This window comes from Sporosarcina sp. Marseille-Q4063 (genome assembly GCF_018309085.1).
Lineage (GTDB): Bacteria > Bacillota > Bacilli > Bacillales_A > Planococcaceae > Sporosarcina.
Genome location: NZ_CP070502.1, coordinates 1,571,215 through 1,591,653, shown reverse-complemented (window position 1 = coordinate 1,591,653; position 20,439 = coordinate 1,571,215). Strand labels below are relative to the sequence as shown.

Here is a 20,439-nt window from a genome sequence, read left to right as displayed (position 1 = left end):
AATATTGAACTTCATAATAATAAGTGATGAGGGGCAACCAAGTTCCCTTATTTTGCTGAGAGATAGAAGTGTATTTCTCCAATCCCGAAAGGGGCCTATAGCTCAGCTGGTTAGAGCGCACGCCTGATAAGCGTGAGGTCGGTGGTTCGAGTCCACTTAGGCCCACCATAAAAATATATTGGGGCCTTAGCTCAGCTGGGAGAGCGCCTGCCTTGCACGCAGGAGGTCAACGGTTCGATCCCGTTAGGCTCCACCAATTTATTTTGTTGAAAGTAAATTTGTTCTTTGAAAACTGGATAAAATTATATTACTAGTAACAAATCAAGTAATCAATCGTGTCGATTACATTTGTAATTGACAATGCAATACCTTTTTAATGAACATTGACTTTACATCGCTGTCTAGTCGTGTTCAAGAAAAATGTTTAACAGTGACCAGAGCATTCAAATGCGATGGAAACTGATGAATATTTTAGGTTAAGTTAGAAAGGGCGCACGGCGGATGCCTTGGCACTAGGAGCCTAAGAAGGACGGCACTAACACCGATATGCTCTGGGGAGCTGTAAGTAAGCTTTGATCCAGAGATTTCCGAATGGGGAAACCCACTGCCCGTAATGGGGTAGTACATGTACGTGAATACATAGCGTACTTGAGGCAAACCCGGAGAACTGAAACATCTAAGTATCCGGAGGAAGAGAAAGAAAAATCGATTCCCTGAGTAGCGGCGAGCGAAACGGGAATAGCCCAAACCAGGAAGCTTGCTTCCTGGGGTTGTAGGACACTCTATACGGAGTTACAAAGGAATGAATTAGACGAAGCGACCTGGAAAGGTCCGCCGTAGTGGGTAAAAGCCCCGTAGTCGAAAGTTCATTCTCTCCAGAGTGTATCCTGAGTACGACGGAACACGTGAAATTCCGTTGGAATCCGGGAGGACCATCTCCCAAGGCTAAATACTTCCTAGTGACCGATAGTGAACCAGTACCGTGAGGGAAAGGTGAAAAGCACCCCGGAAGGGGAGTGAAATAGATCCTGAAACCGTGTGCCTACAAGTAGTCAGAGCTCCGTTGATCTTTTCTTCGGAATTGATCACGAGTGATGGCGTGCCTTTTGTAGAATGAACCGGCGAGTTACTGATTCCATGCAAGGTTAAGCAGTGAATGCGGAGCCGCAGCGAAAGCGAGTCTGAATAGGGCGATTTAGTATGGGGTCGTAGACCCGAAACCAGGTGATCTACCCATGTCCAGGGTGAAGGTAAGGTAACACTTACTGGAGGCCCGAACCCACGTATGTTGAAAAATGCGGGGATGAGGTGTGGGTAGCGGTGAAATTCCAATCGAACCTGGAGATAGCTGGTTCTCTCCGAAATAGCTTTAGGGCTAGCCTCAAACGTTAGAATCTCGGAGGTAGAGCACTGTTTGGACTAGGGGCCCATCCCGGGTTACCGAATTCAGACAAACTCCGAATGCCGAAGATTTATGTTTGGGAGTCAGACTGCGGGTGATAAGATTCGTAGTCGAGAGGGAAACAACCCAGACCACCAGTTAAGGTCCCCAAATATCCGTTAAGTGGAAAAGGATGTGGCGTTGCCCAGACAACCAGGATGTTGGCTTAGAAGCAGCCACCATTTAAAGAGTGCGTAATAGCTCACTGGTCGAGTGGCGCCGCGCCGAAAATGTACCGGGGCTAAACGGATTACCGAAACTGTGGATTGACACCTTTGGTGTCAGTGGTAGGAGAGCGTTCTAGGGGCGTTGAAGTCAGACCGTAAGGACTGGTGGAGCGCCTAGAAGTGAGAATGCCGGTATGAGTAGCGAAAGAAGGGTGAGAATCCCTTCCACCGAATGCCTAAGGTTTCCTGAGGAAGGCTCGTCCGCTCAGGGTTAGTCGGGACCTAAGTCGAGGCCGAAAGGCGTAGACGATGGACAACAGGTTGATATTCCTGTACCACCTCCCCGCCGTTTGAACAATGGGGGGACGCAGTAGGATAGGGTGAGCGCGCTGTTGGTTATGCGCGTCTAAGCAGTAAGGTGTGAAACGAGGAAAATCCCGTTTCTATAACATTGAGCTGTGATAGCAAGGGGAATTATCCCCGGAGTCCCTGATTTCACGCTGCCAAGAAAAGCCTCTAGTGAGGCGGGAGGTGCCCGTACCGCAAACCGACACAGGTAGGCGAGGAGAGAATCCTAAGGTGATCGAGAGAACTCTCGTTAAGGAACTCGGCAAAATGACCCCGTAACTTCGGGAGAAGGGGTGCTCTGGTAAGGTGTTAAAGCCTGAGAGAGCCGCAGTGAATAGGCCCAAGCGACTGTTTAGCAAAAACATAGGTCTCTGCAAAACCGCAAGGTGAAGTATAGGGGCTGACGCCTGCCCGGTGCTGGAAGGTTAAGAGGAGAGGTTAGCGCAAGCGAAGCTTCCAATTGAAGCCCCAGTAAACGGCGGCCGTAACTATAACGGTCCTAAGGTAGCGAAATTCCTTGTCGGGTAAGTTCCGACCCGCACGAAAGGCGTAACGATTTGGGCACTGTCTCAACGAGAGACTCGGTGAAATTATAGTACCTGTGAAGATGCAGGTTACCCGCGACAGGACGGAAAGACCCCGTGGAGCTTTACTGCAACCTGATATTGAATTCTGATGCAGTCTGTACAGGATAGGTAGGAGCCTGAGATTCCGGAGCGCCAGCTTCGGAGGAGGCGTTGGTGGGATACTACCCTGACTGTATTGGAATTCTAACCCATGCCCCTTATCGGGGCAGGAGACAGTGTCAGGCGGGCAGTTTGACTGGGGCGGTCGCCTCCTAAAGAGTAACGGAGGCGCCCAAAGGTTCCCTCAGAATGGTTGGACATCATTCGTAGAGTGCAAAGGCATAAGGGAGCTTAACTGCGAGACCTACAAGTCGAGCAGGGTCGAAAGACGGGCTTAGTGATCCGGTGGTTCCGCATGGAAGGGCCATCGCTCAACGGATAAAAGCTACCCCGGGGATAACAGGCTTATCTTCCCCAAGAGTCCACATCGACGGGAAGGTTTGGCACCTCGATGTCGGCTCATCGCATCCTGGGGCTGTAGTCGGTCCCAAGGGTTGGGCTGTTCGCCCATTAAAGCGGTACGCGAGCTGGGTTCAGAACGTCGTGAGACAGTTCGGTCCCTATCCGTCGCGGGCGCAGGAAATTTGAGAAGAGCTGTCCTTAGTACGAGAGGACCGGGATGGACACACCGCTGGTGTACCAGTTGTCTTGCCAAAGGCATCGCTGGGTAGCTACGTGTGGACGGGATAAATGCTGAAAGCATCTAAGCATGAAGCCCCCTTCAAGATGAGATTTCCCATTACGCAAGTAAGTAAGATCCCTCAGAGAAGATGAGGTTGATAGGTCCGGGGTGTAAGTGCGGCGACGTACGTAGCTGACGGATACTAATTGATCGAGGACTTAACCTAATAACGAAATGCCGAAGCGACCGTTTAGACTCGACAGGCATAAGCTGGGCCAGCTTATGACCCGAGAGTCTGGTCGCTGAGGCTAGACATCGTATCAAGTTAAAAGGGTTTGATTGACCCTGATTTGTGAACAATAATGTACTTTTTATCCAGTTTTGAGCGAATAAAGTTAAAAACTTTGAAAAAACGCTTGAAATATTTAACAGACTTGATATAATAAGTCTTGTCGTGTGAAATAAGTCTAGTGACGATAGCGAAGAGGTCACACCCGTTCCCATACCGAACACGGAAGTTAAGCTCTTCAGCGCCAATGGTAGTTGGGGGCTTCCCCCTGCAAGAGTAGGACGTTGTTAGGCTGCTGTTTTGCAATATAATACTAAATGCATAACACATAAATGATTAGTATTATTCCGCAGTAGCTCAGTGGTAGAGCAATCGGCTGTTAACCGATCGGTCGTAGGTTCGAATCCTACCTGCGGAGCCAATTGGAGAGCTGTCCGAGTGGCCGAAGGAGCACGATTGGAAATCGTGTAGGCGGTTTGCGCTGTCTCAAGGGTTCAAATCCCTTGCTCTCCGCCAGTTTACATTTCATACATAAAGCTTACGAATTCAAGCATTATTATCTAGGCCCCTTGGTCAAGCGGTTAAGACACCGCCCTTTCACGGCGGTATCACGGGTTCGAATCCCGTAGGGGTCATTAGAGAAATTTGGAACGCAAAGCGTTCCAAAATTCTTCCTTGAATCACCTGTCAAAACTAAGTTTTGACATTGAGGCATATTTTCGAGGCACTTATCGAAAATAGCACTTGCCGGAAAAAGGTTATAAACACCAGCAATTTCTACGGAGGATTAGCTCAGCTGGGAGAGCACCTGCCTTACAAGCAGGGGGTCGGCGGTTCGAGCCCGTCATCCTCCACCATAAATCTACAAAGTAGTTCCTATATTATTGTCGCGGGGTGGAGCAAATCGTATAACGAAGAATGCGATTAACACCGACAGCGAAGCGTAAGGTGTCAAACACGCTAAATGCGTATAATCACAAAGTAATTCCTATATTATTGTCGCGGGGTGGAGCAGTGGTAGCTCGTCGGGCTCATAATCCGAAGGTCACAGGTTCAAATCCTGTCCCCGCAACCAAATGGTCCCGTGGTGTAGCGGTTAACATGCCTGCCTGTCACGCAGGAGATCGCGGGTTCGATTCCCGTCGGGACCGCCATTGATATATTTGAAAGTAACACATATTTTGCATGGCTCAGTAGCTCAGTCGGTAGAGCAAAGGACTGAAAATCCTTGTGTCGGCGGTTCGATTCCGTCCTGAGCCACCATTTTTATAGTAATAAGATTCATATTGGTGGGGTAGCGAAGTGGCTAAACGCGGCGGACTGTAAATCCGCTCCCTCAGGGTTCGGCGGTTCGAATCCGTCCCCCACCACCATTTTTAATTTAGGGGTATAGTTTAACGGTAGAATCAAGGTCTCCAAAACCTTTGGTGTGGGTTCGAATCCTACTACCCCTGTTATCTTTAAAACAAACCTATCATAATGGCGGTTGTGGCGAAGTGGTTAACGCATCGGATTGTGGTTCCGACACTCGGGGGTTCGATTCCCCTCAGCCGCCCCATTTAAATAGTAACTACCATCATGGCGGTTGTGGCGAAGTGGTTAACGCATCGGATTGTGGTTCCGACATTCGGGGGTTCGATTCCCCTCAGCCGCCCTTTTTGATTTTTGGGGTATAGCCAAGCGGTAAGGCAACGGACTTTGACTCCGTTATTCGTTGGTTCGAATCCAGCTACCCCAGTTTTTGCGGAAGTAGTTCAGCGGTAGAATACGACCTTGCCAAGGTCGGGGTCGCGGGTTCGAATCCCGTCTTCCGCTCCAATTTTACAATGGCGGCATAGCCAAGCGGTAAGGCACGGGTCTGCAACACCCTTACCACCGGTTCGATTCCGGTTGCCGCCTCCAATTTGATTTTATTTGTTTATTATTATATATCCTTTCTTCGCCCGAGTGGTGGAATGGCAGACACGTCGCACTCAAAATGCGATGCCGCGAGGCGTGCCGGTTCAAGTCCGGCCTCGGGTATTAAGAAAAAAAGACACAACTTCGGTTGTGTCTTTTTTGATTTTATAACGGGGAGTTAAGCAGTGTGTAACAGCGGATGAAAGAAGTTGGAGGGCTAAAGATCCCATTAATTGAGCATATGGAATAAGTTCATGCACCTATTGAACGTTGCTTTGATCTTGGAAATTTACCAAAGCCGTGCGAGGGCGCTTAAAAGAATTGCTGAAAGCGAAAAGATATACTAAGAGAGAATAAAAATCACTCCTAACCACCAAAGCGGTAGGAGCGATTTTCACGGTTAGGGTATAGGCTGACACCATTAGGATTGTTCCCAGTCGTTTTACTATTCTTCAATTGTAATCGAAGGTTGATTTTCATGTAAAACATAGGCTTGAGCATCGCCACTACTAATCTCCGTAAACATCTTGCCAGCTGCGGTTGTTAATTCGAGCGACTCAGTTGACTTCATTGATGGGCGAAGGAAGAAGACGTGAAGTGCTTTAGTCGTGTCTTCCGTCACGGCAGTACGGGCAGAATCGACGTAGGGGCTACCAAATGGACCCTCATCATCCGATAGGATTAATATGTTCTCCAAAGAATTAAAACGGCCATTCAATCCATCATATCCGCTGTCCTTAGTACCGACGGAAAGCGTGACGTTCCCATTGATTTTGTCCGCGTCGTAAATTCCAACAGGGATTTCATATTGCAGTGAAAAGAAATTATTTAAATCAACTGCAGAGTGAAATGAACTCAAATAGTTTTGCTTCGCAATACGTCGCATAAGTGCTTCGGTCGAATGGCGATGGCGACTTGGATTGGCGCCGAATGATTTCCAGACCTCGCGCCATTCTTTAATCCCGGGAAAATCAGTCACTGCTTTGTCGTCAAGGTCGAAGAAAAGATGTTCTTGAAATAATTGTAAGCGACCTTTTAGCATTTGAGGAGATTCTGAGACGGTAATTTTGGTATAATGGTTAAGGCCTAATTTAAAGGTAGGTACAATTTCCAAAAGTGCAGGATCTAAATTTAACTTCAATGTCATCACCCTTTATTTAATATATTTTAATTTTACCATAGAGGAGGTGTTTTCAAATGAATACACTCGAATTACAACAAGAAGTCATAAATTATGCGAAGACAATCGGGATCGATAAAATTGGTTTTACGACAGCAGCACCGTTCCGCGAATTAAAAAATCGTTTAGTTCGTCAACAGGAACTCGGTTATCAATCGGGGTTTGAGGAAAAGGATTTGGATAAACGTACAGAACCCGCACTTCTTCTTGATCAAGCAGAGAGTATAATTTCTATTGCAATCGCTTATCCTTCCCGGATGGAAAACTCGCCTAGAGGAAAAAAGGGTGAACGCCGAGGAATTTTTTGTCGTGCTTCATGGGGAACGGATTACCATATTGTTCTGCGGGAGAGATTAAAGCTACTGGAGGAGTTCATCATTGAACATGTGCCATCCGCAAAGCTTCGTTCAATGGTTGATACAGGAGAACTAGCTGACAGGGCAGTAGCCGAACGAGCGGGCATTGGTTGGTCTGCGAAAAATTGTTCGATTATAACGCCTGAGTTTGGTTCTTATGTTTATCTTGGAGAAATGATTACGAATATACCGTTCGCACCGGATCAGCCGATGGAGGATGAGTGCGGGGATTGTACGCTTTGTTTAGATGCTTGTCCGACAGGTGCGCTGATCCAAGGTGGGCAACTTGATGCGCAGCGTTGTATTGCTTTTCTCACGCAAACGAAAACACCGATTCCGGAAGAATTCCGAGCTAAGATCGGCAATCGTGTGTATGGCTGTGATACTTGCCAAACTGTTTGTCCTAAGAACCGGAAAAAACACAACTTGCATCAACGAGCTTTTCACCCGGATCCAGAATTGGCGAAACCACTTTTACAACCAATCCTTCGCTTATCGAATCGTCAGTTTAGAGAGCGGTTTGGGAATGTAGCTGGTTCCTGGCGCGGTAAAAATCCGATTCAAAGAAATGCAGTCATTGGACTTGCACATTTCAAGGAAGAATCATCTGTGCCCGAACTAATCGATATGTTGTTAAATGATCAACGACCGATGATGCGGGGAACGATCGCTTGGGCACTTGGAGAAATAGGAACAGAGAAAAGTTATGAAGGTATTCGCCAGGCACTTGAAAAGGAAGAAAATCCATCTGTACTCGCAGAATTACAAAAAGCGATTGATAAAGAAATGCTTGAAAATCCACAAAGTTAAGGAAGTGCTGAAATGGCAATACATGTCGCATTATTTGAACCAGCTATCCCGGCGAATACGGGAAACATTGCAAGAACTTGTGCAGGAACTGGAGCTAAACTTCACCTAATTAAACCACTTGGGTTTTCGACAGAGGATAAAATGTTGAAAAGAGCAGGGCTAGACTACTGGAATCATGTAGATGTATCCTACCATGATGGAATTTATGAGTTATTCGATAAGTATCCAGAGGCGCAATTTTATTTCATCACGAAGTTTGGAAAAAAGTCGTATTCCTCCTTTGATTACTCGGAAACTTCAGCGGATATATTCTTTGTTTTTGGCAAAGAAACGACTGGACTACCAGATGAAATTATTCGGGAGAATGAAGATCGCTGTCTTCGGATTCCGATGAATGATCATATTCGGGCACTTAACTTATCGAATACGGCGGCTATTTTAGTTTATGAAGCGCTTCGACAACAATCATTTCCTAATTTACATTAAAAAAATGGGACCGCCAATTTGGCGAGTCCCATTTTTGTTCATGTAGGCTGGTGGCCTTTTTTAGATTTTTGTTTCGTTCCAGGCTTGTCCTCGTATCCACCTGTAAGAATTGCAGATAGGAATGCAACGCACACACCTAAAACAAGAATTAGGTTCATTTGCTCGCCTAACCATGTAAAGAAAGTTTCCATTGAATGTACCTCCTGTTAAGTCAGTGTATTCTTCTTTAAGTATACCCTATATAAATGAAAAATGAAATCCCCGCCAACTTATTAATGTGGCAAAAATAGTAACTGATACAAAAAGAGGACTGCAAAAATGTATAGTAGGACTGGAACTTCTCTCCATTTACCTTTAACAACTTTTAAAAGTGGATAAGAAATGAATCCAAGTGCAATCCCAGTTGCGATGCTGGATGTTAATGGCATCGTTAATATGATCAGAAATGCGGGAAAAGCTTCGTCAAATGAATCCCAGTCAATTTCTTTTACAACGCTTATCATCAAGCTACCGACAATAATTAATGCAGGAGCGGTAATTGCGGATACGCCCGATAAAGTACTAACTAATGGTCCGAAAAATGCTGCGACCATAAATAATACGCCAACTGTTAATGTCGTCAAGCCAGTACGACCACCTACGGCTACACCCGATGAGGATTCAATGTAAGCAGAAGTAGGACTCGTTCCGAACATTGCCCCAACAGAAGTCGCAACAGAGTCAGCGAGCAGAGCGTGACGTGCACGCGGCAATGTGTTTCCTCTCATAAGTCCAGCTTGCTTGGCGACTCCAATCATTGTTCCAGTTGTATCAAACAGCGTAACAATTAAAAATGCGAACACGACACCGTAAAGTCCGTGAGAAATGACATCATTTATTGCGTTTACAGGATTCCAGACAAGAATGCCTTCGGGTAATGATGGAACTTGCCACAAGCTGCCTTTGAACTCCAGTTGACCTGTAAAGACAGCTAAAATTCCCGTTAAAATCATTCCGATAAAAATTGACCCATAAATATTTAACGTCATAAGAACGACAGTGACCATTAGCCCAAACAATGCAAGTAATACAGGGGGAGAAGTGAGATCTCCTAATTGAACAAGATTTGTTTCATGGCTTATGACAATTTTGGAAAGTTTTAATCCAATAAAAGCAATGAACAGCCCAATTCCTGCAGTAATTCCATGCTTCAAGTTTTCAGGTATAGATTTAATCAGTTTTTCCCTAAAAGGTGTCAATGATAAAATAACGAATAAAATACCAGCAATAAAGACAGCGGAGAATGCGGTCATGTAATCTAATTGTCCATCTGAAGCCAGGACAACAGATGTGAAATATGCATTCAAGCCCATGCCAGGCGCAATCGCAATTGGATAATTGGCAAATAGCGCCATCCATAGCGTTCCGACGGCTGCGGCGATAATTGTCGCGAGAAATACCTGGTCGAAGGGAACGCCTGCATCAGCTAGTATTATCGGGTTAACTATGATTATATATGCCATCGTAAGAAAAGTTGTCATACCGGCAAGGATTTCAGTTTTTGCAGTCGTTTGTTGATCTTTTAAATGAAACACAAAAATTCTCCTTTCAAAACACGAACGATTTTAAGTCCGTTATCAATAGTATTCGTTTTTCACTGTAATTTCAAGTAGAAATGCAATTCATAGTCAAAAAGATTTCTCGCTTGTATAATAAAAGCGTATAAATAAAGGGGAGGAATATCTAGTGAGTGTATATAATGAAACGAAATTACTCTCAAATGGAGTTAAAATGCCGCGACTTGGACTTGGTGTTTATAAAATGCAAGACCCCGAAGAAACAGTCGACGCGATTACGCATGCCATAAAAACAGGATATCGTGCCGTTGATACAGCGGCAGTTTATGGGAATGAAAAAGAAACTGGAGAAGCGATTCGCCTTTCGGGCATTCCAAGAGAAAATCTATTCATCACATCTAAAGTTTGGAATACAGATCAAGGTTACGATGAAACATTGCGCGCATTTGAAGTTTCTCTAGAAAAGTTAGAACTTGATTACTTGGATTTGTATTTAACGCATTGGCCGGTGAAAGATAGCTTTGTCGAGACGTATCAGGCGATTGAACGTTTATATGATGAAAAATTGATCCGTTCAACGGGTGTTTCGAATCATCATATCCATCATTTAGAAAAAGTTTTTGCGAAAGCCAATATTCGTCCGATGGTCAATCAAGTGGAAGTTCATCCAAGATTGATCCAAGAGCCTTTACGACAATTTTGCGCTGAAAATAATATTGCGGTTACTTCTTGGTCGCCATTGGCAAGAGGCGGAGAATTATTATCTGATCCGTTACTAGAAAGCATAGGAAGTAAATATGGAAAGACATCTGCACAAGTTATTATTCGTTGGCATTTACAAAGTGATTTAATCGTTATTCCTAAATCGGTCACACCACAAAGAATCGATGAAAATATCGATGTTGCTGATTTTGAATTAACTGAAGAAGAGATGAAAAAAATTAATGCATTAAACTTAAATGAGCGTGTTGGATCAAATCCGGAAGATTTTTAAGATGAAAAAATGCCTAGGGAAAAGAATAGCTCCCCAGGCATTTTTTTATTGTTCTATACTTATTTTTTCCTTCGTAAATGGATGAATGAATGATAATCCCGTTGCTGTTAGGCGGAACTCGCCGTCATTAGTTTGACTACCGCCGTATAGCGTGTCGCCAACTACGGGATGTCCAAGATGCGCGAGATGGACACGAATTTGGTGTGTGCGTCCTGTTTCAAGTTCAGCTTCCACGATTGTTGAATCTGCTTTACGTTCAATCACACGGAAATGTGTTACTGCTGATTGGCCGGAGAGCGAAACAATACGTTTTGCTGGATGGTGACGATCTCGACCGATTGGAAGTTTGATGGTTCCTTTTGGTCTTTTTAGTTGGTCGTCTACTTCCGCTTCGTATTTCCGAACGATTTCATTGCGCTCGATCATTCGATCAAAAAGTGCTTTTGCAATCGGGTGCTTCGCGATGAGCAGTACGCCGGAAGTTCCTTTGTCGAGTCGGTGAATATGTTCTGCATACTCTCCGCCTTGATTGGCAACGTATGCCATGACGAAGTTCATCAATGTACCGTTTTGCCCTGGACCATCGGGGTGAGTCGTAATTCCTGCGGGTTTATTTACTGCAATAATATGTTCATCTTCAAACAGGATTTGTAGTTCCTTTTCTTCGGGAATATACGATGAATTGGCATCGGGAACAGTGAAAGTTAATTCAGTACCCGCGGCAAGAGGCGTTCGCCAATCGATTGGCTCACCGTCAGTTCCAGTTACACTTTTAGCCATTCGCATTAAGTGAACTGTCTTTTTTCCTGCTTGCCATTGTTCGCGGAGAAGATGTTCAATCGTCGAACCTTCTTCCGTCGTTGTGTATTTAAATGAACTCATAAAATTTCATCCTTCCAAAATAACTCACTCTGATTCATATTCTTCGAAAAATAAACGAATATTATCTGCTGGTTGAGCTCCGACCATTCTTCCAACTTCTTTTCCGTCTCTAAAGTGGATAAGTGTAGGTGTTGATCTAATTCCGTAAGATGAAGCTTGTGGATTGAATTCAAGTAAGTTGTACTGATACACAGTAACGTCCATCTCTTTTGCAATCGGCATAAGAACAGGCGTCATTTCCATGCAGTACGGGCAATCAGGGCTGAAAAAGTATGCTGTCACTGGATCACCTGATTTAATTTTTTTTGCCAATTCATCGGGCAAGATAATATTGTTGTAGTTTTCATTGCCGATTAGGTTAATGGTTGATTGTTCTAGTTTTTCCGTGCCGTATGGATTATCTTTCAGTTTTGTTTCATTCGATTTGTTGGTAAGAACAACAATGAGAATAAAGATAGCAACGATGATGCCGCCAATGACTAATAATTTTTTCAATTTATTTCGTCTCCTTTTGCCATTTCATCATGAAAAGGCTTGTGATTGCGATAAGTAAAAATGCAAGTAGTGCGAGAAATGGAATCGTAACGAACCCAAAGTAATTAATATATTGCCCTGTACATGGTACATCCCCGCATGCAGGTGCGCTGTCGCTTAGGAATGCGAGTTTTTGAATTCCATAATGATAAAGTGAAATCCCTCCACCGATAAACGCAAAGACAGCTGTTGTTAATGCGCTATTAGCGTTTTTTTGAAAAAGACCAATACCTGCAATAAGTATGATTGGATACATCAAAATTCGTTGGTACCAGCAAAGTGTGCAGGGCTCAAATCCGCGTATTTGTGAGAAATATAATGACCCCAAAGTGGCGACTAAAGATACGATTGAGATGAATATCAGCCCGTTTTCTTGCCGTTTTTGCATTTAACCACCCCTTATATAATTACATCTTTGATTATAAAGTGAATGCCGATGCAAGTAAATTATTCTTCACCGCAGATTGCTAGTTGTATGTGAGGTGTGAAAAGGCTGTGTCATTATTTTAATGAGATTAATCTATTATTCATATCGATTGAGGTTAAATACAAGCCGTATGACAGATGGTTGGTATAAAGAGAAAAGTGGAGAATCACTGCATTGTGATTCTCCACTTCTTTCGTTATTTCTATTTATTTTTCTTCGACGGATGTTTGCGCATGCTTTTCGTAATTTTTTTCCATTTGTTTCTTTCTGTGGCTTGAGCAGCGCGGTCCAATTTTCGGTCAAGGAATGCTAACTCTTTTTGTAATTTCAAATAGCTGCTATAGCGATCTTCAGCTAATTCCCCTGTGGAAAGGGCATTTTGAATGGCACAGCCGGGTTCGTTATTATGTTGGCAGTCAATGAATTTACAGTTGTTTGCCAAATCATTTATGTCTTGGAATCCCGAATCGAGGCTTTCATTATTATCCCATAATTGAAATTCCCTCATACCAGGTGTGTCAATGAGAATGCCGCCGGTCGGAATTTTGATGAGTTCACGATGGGTAGTTGTATGGCGACCTTTTGCGTCATCTTCACGGATGCCTTGTACGGCCATCATTTCACTGCCGCAAATTGCGTTCATTATTGATGACTTTCCGACACCTGATGAGCCTAGGAGAGCCGCTGTTTTATTGTTTTTCAGCAAAGCCGTTAATTCATCGATTCCTTCACCAGTCACATTACTTACTGCGAATATTTCCGCGCCTAGTGCGATATTTTGAGCCACTTCAATATAAAAGGAAGTATCGTCGCACATGTCTTTTTTCGTCAACACGACGATGGGCGTTGCACCGGAATCATAGGCAGCTACAAGGTATCGTTCAAGTCTTCTTGCGTTGAAATCATTATTCATCGACATGACAAGGAACACGATATCGATATTGACGGCGATAATTTGTTCAGCAATTGTCATTCCCGCGACTTTTCTTGAGAAAAGTGATGTTCTTGGTAGAATCGCATGGATAATTCCACGTTCCTCTCCGGGCATTTTTTCGACTGCAACCCAGTCGCCAACAGCGGGAAAATCTTTGCGTTCAGTTGCTTCATATTGCATTGAACCAGAACAAACAGATAACCATTCACCTTCAGTGGTGATGACGCGATACATTTTTTTATGTTCAAGCGTGATACGTCCTGGAACGCATTTTTCATTATCTATCTCTTCCCAATTTGCTTCATGGGTATTATTCCAACCATATTCTTTTAGTGTAATCAATTATAATTCCTCCTGTTTTTGCAAATAAAAAACCGTGACATCCTGATTGGACGCCACGGTTCATTCGCACGGAACAGAAAAAAATGCTTAGGAAAAAAACACTTCAGGCGAAGGTATGGGTCCAATCAGATATTCAACAATAGCCATATTGAAAGTATTCATAACACTTCACCTCTTTCCTGTTGATTAATAATCATGTTAGCAAACAATGGCAGTAATGTCAATTCGTCAAATCAGGTTCAATATGGACTAGGATTACGGAATGTGGTTTCTTAGCGCCGATTTTCCGTTCAATTTCTTCAGTGATCCGGTGGCTTTGAATGACGTTGAGTATTGGATTCACCGTTATCGTCAGGTCAATAAACATTAAATTACCGTGCATGCGACCTTTGAATTCTTTCAGTTTGACAACACCTTCGACCCGAAGAACGATTTCGGAGAGTGATTCAACATCATCTTCGTCAAAACCATCTGTCAGCGTATGGACGCTTGGATAGAAGATTTTCCATGCCGTGTATATAACTAAAAGACCGATGATGAAAGCCGTTATTGAGTCGATAATCGGGAATCCGATCACAGCTCCGAGAATCCCGACGGCAGTTCCAACACTGACAAGGGCATCTGAACGATTATCATATGCTGCAGCACGAACAGCTTCACTTTTGATTCGTTTTGAAAGGTTTAAATTATATCGATAAACCAAAAACATCACGAGTGCACTTAAGATTGCAACAACCGCAGTCAGCATTGAAGGTGATGCTTTTACCGGATTGATGATTGATTTTCCTGCGCTAAGTAATATTTGAAAACCAACGAAGGCCATGATGAAGGCGGCGACAAGAGACGCAACCGTTTCTGCCCGCATATGACCATATTGGTGATCCGCATCTGGTGGTTTTTGGGCGATCCGTAAACCAACTAAAATTGCGATAGACGCGATAATATCTGTTGTATTATTCAGCCCATCCGCTTTCAATGCTTCTGAAGATCCGATATACCCAATAATAAGTTTCACGGCACTTAGTGCAAGGTATGTCCAAATACTAAGCCAAGCCCCTTTTTCGCCTTCTTTCAAATTAGAATAGAGTTCCATATAGCAACCGCCTTCCGCATGAAAAAACGACCCCCTTACGGAGAGTCGCTCTTTTATTAGGATTCTGCCGACAATTCAACGCTATCTTCGGCTTCTTCCTCTTCGTGTTTCAAAACTTCTAAATACAGTATGTGATGTCCATCCATATCTTTAATCATAAATTCAAAGCCTTGTTCAATAATTTTTTCACCTTTCATGGCTTCGAAGCGTTCAGTCATGAACCAACCGCCGATTGTATCAATATCTTCTTCATCAATTGAAATACCAAGAATTCCATTTACCTCTTCAATAAGTAACTTTGCATCAAATATATAATGGTTTTCTCCGACTTTTTGAACTTCAGGAACTTCATCTGTATCGAACTCATCACGGATATCCCCGACGATTTCTTCCAAGATATCTTCAATCGTGACTAGCCCCGATGTTCCGCCGTATTCGTCCATAAGAACAGCCATATGGATTCGTTCACGTTGAATTTTCAGCAGCAAGTCGCCAATCGGAATCGTTTCAATGACGCTAATAATAGGTTGCATATGATTGACTACAGGTTGATTGCCTACTGTAGGATCTTTAATATATTCGGTTAATAAATTTTTCATATTTATAAGGCCGATAATATGGTCTTTATCACCATCTGTCACTGGATAACGCGTATATTGTTCAACGCCCGACATATCAAATACTTGACTCAAGGTCATTTCTTTATCAATGGTCATCATTTCTGTTCGTGGGGCCATAATTTCTTTGGCTACACGATCATCGAATTCAAATATTTTATTTACATATTTATATTCCGCTTGATTGATCTCTCCGCCTTTTAAACTATCGGATAAAATCAATCGTAATTCGTCTTCCGTATGGGCAACGTCTGAATCGGAAATCGATTTGAAGCCTAATAACTTTAGAATAAAACGAGCAGAGCCGTTCATTCCTTTAATAACTGGATACATTATATGAAAAAACAATATGAGCGGTTTAGCGAATAATAGCGCTATTTCCTCCGCTTTTTGAATCGCAATCGTTTTGGGAGCCAATTCACCAACAACAACATGCAAAAATGTTACGAATGTAAAGGCGATGATGAAAGAAAGGATGCTTGCTACACTTGACGTTGTGTCAAAATAGGCGAAGACTGGACTCAGCATTAATTTCACGGTCGGTTCGCCGAGCATCCCGAGACCGAGAGCAGTTATCGTTATCCCTAATTGACACGCGGATAAATATTCATCCAAATTACTGATTACTCTTTTAGCATTCATTGCTTTCGGGTGACCTTCGGCAACGAGCTGGTTTATTCGTGTTGTCCTTATCTTCACAATTGCAAATTCACTCGCAACGAAAAATGCGGTGAGGGCGATCAAGACAGCAAATGCTGTCAATCGTATGGCAATTTCCAAATAATTACTTCATTCCAAACCCAAATGGGGGGTAGAACGAAGTGTACACCTCCTGTAGTGGTAAAATCGTTAGTTAAGTCTATGATAAATTATTTATAGGAAAAATACAATTGGATACGCTTGTAGACTCGTGTAAACTAGGAAAATATTATTTGCACATTTATTTCTAATTTCAACATACAATAAAATTACCGCGAATTAATTAACTTTAATTTCAAAAAGTATTGACATATTAGAATTGGTAGTGTTAATCTGAATTTAATCGAAAACTTTCGAAAACCGAAATAGAAAGGAAGGTGCGGACCATGAATAAAATAAACGATATGAAAAGAATAAATTTAATAATAATACCGTGCCTAGCCGATTTCTGTTAATTTTCATTTAATTAATTGAGCGGAATGGCATATCTGCCGTTCCTTTATGATGAGCACACGCTTACTCTAGGAGGCGTGTGCTCTTTTTTATTTATCGGAAATCGGAAAATTCAGGTAAGATAACACAGGAAGTAGGTCGATTCATTTATGTTTTCAGTTTTATTTAAATTAAAATGGTTTTTTAAAGAAAATCAGAAAAGGTACACGATTGCACTCATCTTGTTGATGATTACGAATGTACTTGTCATTCTTCCGCCTTGGCTTATCGGGGAAGCAATCGATGCAATTTATCAGCAAACATTGACTGTGAAACTGTTGGCTGGATTTATCGGCGCAATGCTTTTGATCATGACTGTAAATTACGTATGCAACTTCGTATGGCAATTTCAGTTATTTGGCGGTGCTTATGTGATTGAACGCCAACTTCGCGGAAATTTGATGGGTCATTTCTTGAAAATGACGCCGACATTTTATGAGAAGAACAAAACCGGTGATTTAATGGCGAGGTCGACGAATGATCTTCGAGCAATTTCTCAAACGGCTGGCTTTGGGATTATGACGCTCGTTGATTCGACTGTCTACTTATTTACGTTGATTTTGACGATGGGTTTTCTCGTCTCATGGAAGTTAACGCTTGCTGCGGTACTTCCACTCCCGATATTGGCATTTATCATGCAGTATCTAGGGAAGAAAATTCATGAAAGATATATGGTCGCCCAAAAGTCATTTGGTGATTTAAACGATAATGTATTGGAAGCGGTAGCAGGTGTCCGAGTTGTTCGAGCATTTGTCCAAGAACGATCGAGCGAAAAGAATTTTGCGGATATGACGGAAGATGTTTTTAAAAAGAACATGCATGTTGAAAAAATAGATGCGATGTTTATGCCGATTTCCAAAATATTAACAGGCCTTACTTATATGATTGGGCTTGGATACGGTGCATATCTTGTTTCGGAAGGGGTTATGACACTCGGGAAACTTGTAACGTTTAACGTTTATCTGTCAATGATTGTCTGGCCGATGTTCGCAATCGGCGAATTAATCAACGTTATGCAACGCGGGAATGCGTCGCTAGACCGAGTGACCGAAACGCTTGATTATGAGGAAGATGTTAAAGATCCAGCATCACCGGCCGCTGTTTCTAATCCGGAAAGCATTGGATTCCGCGATGTTGTCTTTACGTATCCAACATCTGGGACCGTTAACTTGGATAATATTCAGTTGCAATTAGACAGAGGAAATACGCTTGGGATTGTTGGAAAGACCGGAAGCGGGAAGACAACGTTTGTTAAGCAACTGCTGAGAGAATACCCTGCTGGTTCTGGGGAAATTGCTTTTTCAGGGGTAAGTTTACAGTCACTGACCAAAAATCAAGTGAGAGATTGGATTGGATATGTTCCGCAAGATCACGTACTTTTTTCAAGGTCGGTTCGTGAAAATATCTTGTTTGGACGACCGGATGCAACAGAAGAGGATATTTCCGAAACGATTCGTCTATCGTATTTTGAAAAAGATTTAGAAATGCTTCCTGACGGGTTGGATACACTTGTCGGGGAAAAAGGGATTGCTTTATCTGGAGGACAGAAACAACGAATTTCAATCGCCCGTGCACTCGTGAAGAATCCGGAAATCTTAATATTGGATGATTCGCTTTCAGCGGTTGATGCTAAAACAGAAGCAAAAATCATTGAGAATATTCAAGCGGAACGGAAAGGGAAAACAACGATTATTACGACGCATCGTTTATCGGCAATACAACATGCAAATTGGATTATCGTGCTTGATGATGGGCGTATTGTAGAAGAAGGAACGCATGAAGAGTTACTAGAATATGACGGCTGGTACAAAGAACAATTCGACCGCCAACAAATCGGGGAGGTGGGCTAATATGGGTACCGGTAAACGATTATTACATTACGCACTTGAATATAAAAAGTTGCTGATCGCAGGAATAGTCCTACTAGGATTTGCCGTAACAGCGGATTTAATGGGGCCGATGATTGCGAAGAAGATTATTGATGAACATATCGCAGGCGCAGTAGACGGGGGCATTGATTTTGCCCCGATAGCCAAATTATTAGCGATCTTTTTTGGTCTTGCTGTTGTGACGGCGATACTTAGATATTTCCAATATTTATTATTACAGAATGCCGCCAATCGCGTCATTCAGAAAATGCGAAATGACTTATATGAGCATATCCAAACATTGCCCATTCGTTATTTTGATAACTTGCCTGCCGGGAAAGTTGTAGCACGAATCACGAACGATACAGAAGCGATTCGAAATTTATATGTCACGGTGCTCTCACAATTTGCAATCAGCGGCATGTATATTACCGGAATCTTTGTGGCGTTATTTTATTTAGACCCAAAGATGGGCGCAATTACATTGTTCGTGTTGCCGATTCTTTATATTTGGATGAAGGCCTACCGGAAGTTTGCATCGAAAGTGAACCATATCATTCGAAACAAAGTAAGTGATATGAACGCGATGATCAATGAATCCATAAATGGGATGACCATTATTCAAGCATTTCGTCGGGAAAAACAAATGGGAGAAGAGTTTAAAGAACTCAATGATGAGCATTTCCACTACCAAAATAAATTATTGAAAGTGGAAGCAGCGACGTCATACAACTTAGTTGACGTCATCCGCTCCCTAACATTTGTTATTTTCATTTGGTATTTCGGGGGCGCGTCATTATCGGCGGAAAGTGTCATTACAGTCGGGATGCTTTATGCATTTGTAGATTATATTACAAGGCTTTTCAATCCGATAACAGGCATCGTCAACCAATTTGCGCAGCTAGAACATTCACTGGTAGCGGCTGAGCGTGTATTTCGTTTACTCGATCGTGAAGGGGAACCGGTTAGTGATAAGAAGGTTGCTAGATATCGTGGAAATGTTCGTTTTGAAAAAGTTTGGTTTGCTTATAATGAAGAAGAATATGTGTTGAAAGATATTTCATTCGAAGCGAAGCAAGGGGAAACCGTTGCATTAGTAGGTCACACCGGATCTGGAAAAAGTTCGATTATGAACTTGCTGTTTCGGTTTTACGATGTATCCAAAGGTACCATTACAATTGACGGGATGAACATCGGTGAGATGCCACGGCAAACTGTTCGTGATTATATGGGGATTGTTTTACAAGATCCGTATTTATTTAGCGGTACTGTGGAATCGAATATATCACTTGGGGATTCGCGGATTACCCGCGATAAGGTGCAACAATCACTGGATGCGGTTGGCGGCGACCGACTCTTGAAGCATCTGCCAAATGGGATTGATGAAGAGGTCGTTGAAAAAGGAAGTACGCTTTCTTCAGGACAACGCCAGCTCATTTCATTTGCACGGGCGCTTGCATTCGATCCAGCGATTCTGATTTTAGATGAAGCAACATCAAATATTGACACTGAAACTGAAGAGATTATTCAACACGCGATGGACGTTCTGAAAAAAGGTAGAACAACTTTCATCATCGCGCATCGACTTTCCACAATTAAAAACGCAGACCGGATATTAGTACTTGATCACGGGGAGATTATCGAAAGTGGAACGCATGATGAACTTCTAACATTGGACGGTCAGTATGCGCAAATGTATAAATTGCAGGCGGGAACGACAAATAGGGTTGGATAAATGAAGGGGGCTGAAGTGATAGTGGATTTATTTATTACATCG

Annotated in this window: 14 protein-coding genes, 17 tRNA genes and 2 rRNA genes; 24 read left to right on the top strand and 9 right to left on the bottom strand. The window is 42.9% G+C overall.

The features are described 5' to 3' along the window. Positions 1-91 precede the first annotated feature (91 nt). The 19 genes from JSQ81_RS08220 (at position 92) to JSQ81_RS08130 (ending at position 5,515) form a co-directional block, all read left to right on the top strand. Positions 92-168, top strand: a tRNA-Ile gene (locus JSQ81_RS08220). Between the two features lie 12 nt (positions 169-180). Continuing rightward, a tRNA-Ala gene (locus JSQ81_RS08215) sits at positions 181-256 on the top strand. A 218-nt stretch (positions 257-474) separates the two neighbouring features. Beyond that, a 23S ribosomal RNA gene (locus JSQ81_RS08210) occupies positions 475-3,430 on the top strand. 240 nt (positions 3,431-3,670) lie between these two features. Beyond that, a 5S ribosomal RNA gene (gene rrf / locus JSQ81_RS08205) occupies positions 3,671-3,786 on the top strand. A 53-nt stretch (positions 3,787-3,839) separates the two neighbouring features. Beyond that, positions 3,840-3,914 (top strand) — tRNA-Asn (locus JSQ81_RS08200). Between the two features lie 3 nt (positions 3,915-3,917). Continuing rightward, positions 3,918-4,009, top strand: a tRNA-Ser gene (locus JSQ81_RS08195). 47 nt (positions 4,010-4,056) lie between these two features. Then, positions 4,057-4,128: transfer RNA gene (locus JSQ81_RS08190), tRNA-Glu, on the top strand. Between the two features lie 146 nt (positions 4,129-4,274). Next, positions 4,275-4,350: transfer RNA gene (locus tag JSQ81_RS08185), tRNA-Val, on the top strand. A gap of 143 nt (positions 4,351-4,493) precedes the next feature. Beyond that, positions 4,494-4,568 (top strand) — tRNA-Met (locus tag JSQ81_RS08180). Positions 4,569-4,571: 3 nt separating this feature from the next. Beyond that, positions 4,572-4,647 (top strand) — tRNA-Asp (locus JSQ81_RS08175). A 33-nt stretch (positions 4,648-4,680) separates the two neighbouring features. Continuing rightward, positions 4,681-4,756: transfer RNA gene (locus JSQ81_RS08170), tRNA-Phe, on the top strand. A gap of 25 nt (positions 4,757-4,781) precedes the next feature. After that, a tRNA-Tyr gene (locus tag JSQ81_RS08165) sits at positions 4,782-4,866 on the top strand. 10 nt (positions 4,867-4,876) lie between these two features. After that, positions 4,877-4,947: transfer RNA gene (locus tag JSQ81_RS08160), tRNA-Trp, on the top strand. A gap of 28 nt (positions 4,948-4,975) precedes the next feature. After that, positions 4,976-5,051: transfer RNA gene (locus tag JSQ81_RS08155), tRNA-His, on the top strand. Between the two features lie 23 nt (positions 5,052-5,074). Continuing rightward, positions 5,075-5,147 (top strand) — tRNA-His (locus tag JSQ81_RS08150). Positions 5,148-5,159: 12 nt separating this feature from the next. Then, a tRNA-Gln gene (locus JSQ81_RS08145) sits at positions 5,160-5,231 on the top strand. A 5-nt stretch (positions 5,232-5,236) separates the two neighbouring features. After that, positions 5,237-5,311 (top strand) — tRNA-Gly (locus JSQ81_RS08140). A 10-nt stretch (positions 5,312-5,321) separates the two neighbouring features. Continuing rightward, positions 5,322-5,395 (top strand) — tRNA-Cys (locus JSQ81_RS08135). A 39-nt stretch (positions 5,396-5,434) separates the two neighbouring features. Beyond that, a tRNA-Leu gene (locus tag JSQ81_RS08130) sits at positions 5,435-5,515 on the top strand. 322 nt (positions 5,516-5,837) lie between these two features. Here JSQ81_RS08130 and JSQ81_RS08125 read toward each other — a convergent pair. After that, complete coding sequence (locus JSQ81_RS08125) at positions 5,838-6,533, bottom strand: B3/B4 domain-containing protein (protein ID WP_212607146.1); 696 nt, start codon at positions 6,531-6,533, stop codon at positions 5,838-5,840. Positions 6,534-6,589: 56 nt separating this feature from the next. On the opposite strand from JSQ81_RS08125, the gene queG reads away from it, so the two are divergent. After that, positions 6,590-7,738 carry a tRNA epoxyqueuosine(34) reductase QueG gene (queG, locus tag JSQ81_RS08120; RefSeq protein ID WP_212607145.1) on the top strand — a complete coding sequence of 383 codons (1,149 nt, stop codon included), beginning with the start codon at positions 6,590-6,592 and terminating at the stop codon, positions 7,736-7,738. Positions 7,739-7,750: 12 nt separating this feature from the next. Continuing rightward, entirely contained in the window at positions 7,751-8,224 is a 474-nt protein-coding gene (gene trmL, locus JSQ81_RS08115) for a tRNA (uridine(34)/cytosine(34)/5-carboxymethylaminomethyluridine(34)-2'-O)-methyltransferase TrmL (protein ID WP_212607144.1), read from the top strand. Between the two features lie 38 nt (positions 8,225-8,262). Here trmL and JSQ81_RS08110 read toward each other — a convergent pair whose 3' ends face one another. Together JSQ81_RS08110 and JSQ81_RS08105 are read right to left on the bottom strand one after the other, a co-directional pair. Beyond that, on the bottom strand, positions 8,263-8,415 hold the full coding sequence (locus JSQ81_RS08110; protein ID WP_212607766.1) for a hypothetical protein: 153 nt from the start codon (positions 8,413-8,415) through the stop codon (positions 8,263-8,265). Positions 8,416-8,496: 81 nt separating this feature from the next. After that, complete coding sequence (locus JSQ81_RS08105; protein ID WP_212607143.1) at positions 8,497-9,798, bottom strand: NCS2 family permease; 1,302 nt, start codon at positions 9,796-9,798, stop codon at positions 8,497-8,499. A 196-nt stretch (positions 9,799-9,994) separates the two neighbouring features. Here JSQ81_RS08105 and JSQ81_RS08100 point away from each other — a divergent pair, with 196 nt between their 5' ends. Beyond that, entirely contained in the window at positions 9,995-10,774 is a 780-nt protein-coding gene (locus JSQ81_RS08100; protein ID WP_212607599.1) for an aldo/keto reductase, read from the top strand. Positions 10,775-10,819: 45 nt separating this feature from the next. Here JSQ81_RS08100 and JSQ81_RS08095 read toward each other — a convergent pair whose 3' ends face one another. The 6 genes from JSQ81_RS08095 to JSQ81_RS08070 form a co-directional block, all read right to left on the bottom strand. After that, positions 10,820-11,656: an RluA family pseudouridine synthase gene (locus JSQ81_RS08095; RefSeq protein ID WP_212607142.1), complete on the bottom strand. Its 837-nt coding sequence runs from the start codon at positions 11,654-11,656 to the stop codon at positions 10,820-10,822. A gap of 24 nt (positions 11,657-11,680) precedes the next feature. Then, the gene (locus JSQ81_RS08090) at positions 11,681-12,151 is read right to left on the bottom strand and encodes a thioredoxin family protein (RefSeq protein ID WP_212607141.1); all 471 of its coding nucleotides are present in this window, start codon (positions 12,149-12,151) and stop codon (positions 11,681-11,683) included. 1 nt (position 12,152) lies between these two features. After that, positions 12,153-12,578, bottom strand: coding sequence for a disulfide oxidoreductase (locus JSQ81_RS08085; RefSeq protein WP_212607140.1), 426 nt, complete (start codon positions 12,576-12,578; stop codon positions 12,153-12,155). Positions 12,579-12,819: 241 nt separating this feature from the next. Continuing rightward, positions 12,820-13,890 carry a ribosome small subunit-dependent GTPase A gene (gene rsgA / locus JSQ81_RS08080; RefSeq protein WP_371812542.1) on the bottom strand — a complete coding sequence of 357 codons (1,071 nt, stop codon included), beginning with the start codon at positions 13,888-13,890 and terminating at the stop codon, positions 12,820-12,822. A 223-nt stretch (positions 13,891-14,113) separates the two neighbouring features. After that, positions 14,114-14,986: a cation diffusion facilitator family transporter gene (locus tag JSQ81_RS08075; protein WP_212607138.1), complete on the bottom strand. Its 873-nt coding sequence runs from the start codon at positions 14,984-14,986 to the stop codon at positions 14,114-14,116. Between the two features lie 56 nt (positions 14,987-15,042). Then, positions 15,043-16,383, bottom strand: a complete 1,341-nt coding sequence (locus tag JSQ81_RS08070) for a hemolysin family protein (protein ID WP_249336675.1) — start codon at positions 16,381-16,383, stop codon at positions 15,043-15,045. 521 nt (positions 16,384-16,904) lie between these two features. Here JSQ81_RS08070 and JSQ81_RS08065 point away from each other — a divergent pair. Both JSQ81_RS08065 and JSQ81_RS08060 read left to right on the top strand, forming a co-directional pair. Then, on the top strand, positions 16,905-18,644 hold the full coding sequence (locus tag JSQ81_RS08065) for an ABC transporter ATP-binding protein (RefSeq protein ID WP_212607137.1): 1,740 nt from the start codon (positions 16,905-16,907) through the stop codon (positions 18,642-18,644). Position 18,645: 1 nt separating this feature from the next. Then, on the top strand, positions 18,646-20,397 hold the full coding sequence (locus tag JSQ81_RS08060) for an ABC transporter ATP-binding protein (RefSeq protein WP_212607136.1): 1,752 nt from the start codon (positions 18,646-18,648) through the stop codon (positions 20,395-20,397). Positions 20,398-20,439 lie beyond the last annotated feature (42 nt).

Bases quoted from the DNA above. Each gene is read 5' to 3' on its own strand.
- JSQ81_RS08075 (WP_212607138.1), bottom strand. From the start codon at position 14,986: ATGGAACTCTATTCTAATTTGAAAGAAGGCGAAAAAGGGGCTTGGCTT.
- JSQ81_RS08100 (WP_212607599.1), top strand. From the start codon at position 9,995: ATGCCGCGACTTGGACTTGGTGTTTATAAAATGCAAGACCCCGAAGAA.
- JSQ81_RS08085 (WP_212607140.1), bottom strand. From the start codon at position 12,578: ATGCAAAAACGGCAAGAAAACGGGCTGATATTCATCTCAATCGTATCT.
- JSQ81_RS08065 (WP_212607137.1), top strand. From the start codon at position 16,905: ATGTTTTCAGTTTTATTTAAATTAAAATGGTTTTTTAAAGAAAATCAG.
- JSQ81_RS08095 (WP_212607142.1), bottom strand. From the start codon at position 11,656: ATGAGTTCATTTAAATACACAACGACGGAAGAAGGTTCGACGATTGAA.
- trmL (WP_212607144.1), top strand. From the start codon at position 7,751: ATGGCAATACATGTCGCATTATTTGAACCAGCTATCCCGGCGAATACG.
- JSQ81_RS08110 (WP_212607766.1), bottom strand. From the start codon at position 8,415: ATGGAAACTTTCTTTACATGGTTAGGCGAGCAAATGAACCTAATTCTT.
- queG (WP_212607145.1), top strand. From the start codon at position 6,590: ATGAATACACTCGAATTACAACAAGAAGTCATAAATTATGCGAAGACA.
- JSQ81_RS08060 (WP_212607136.1), top strand. From the start codon at position 18,646: ATGGGTACCGGTAAACGATTATTACATTACGCACTTGAATATAAAAAG.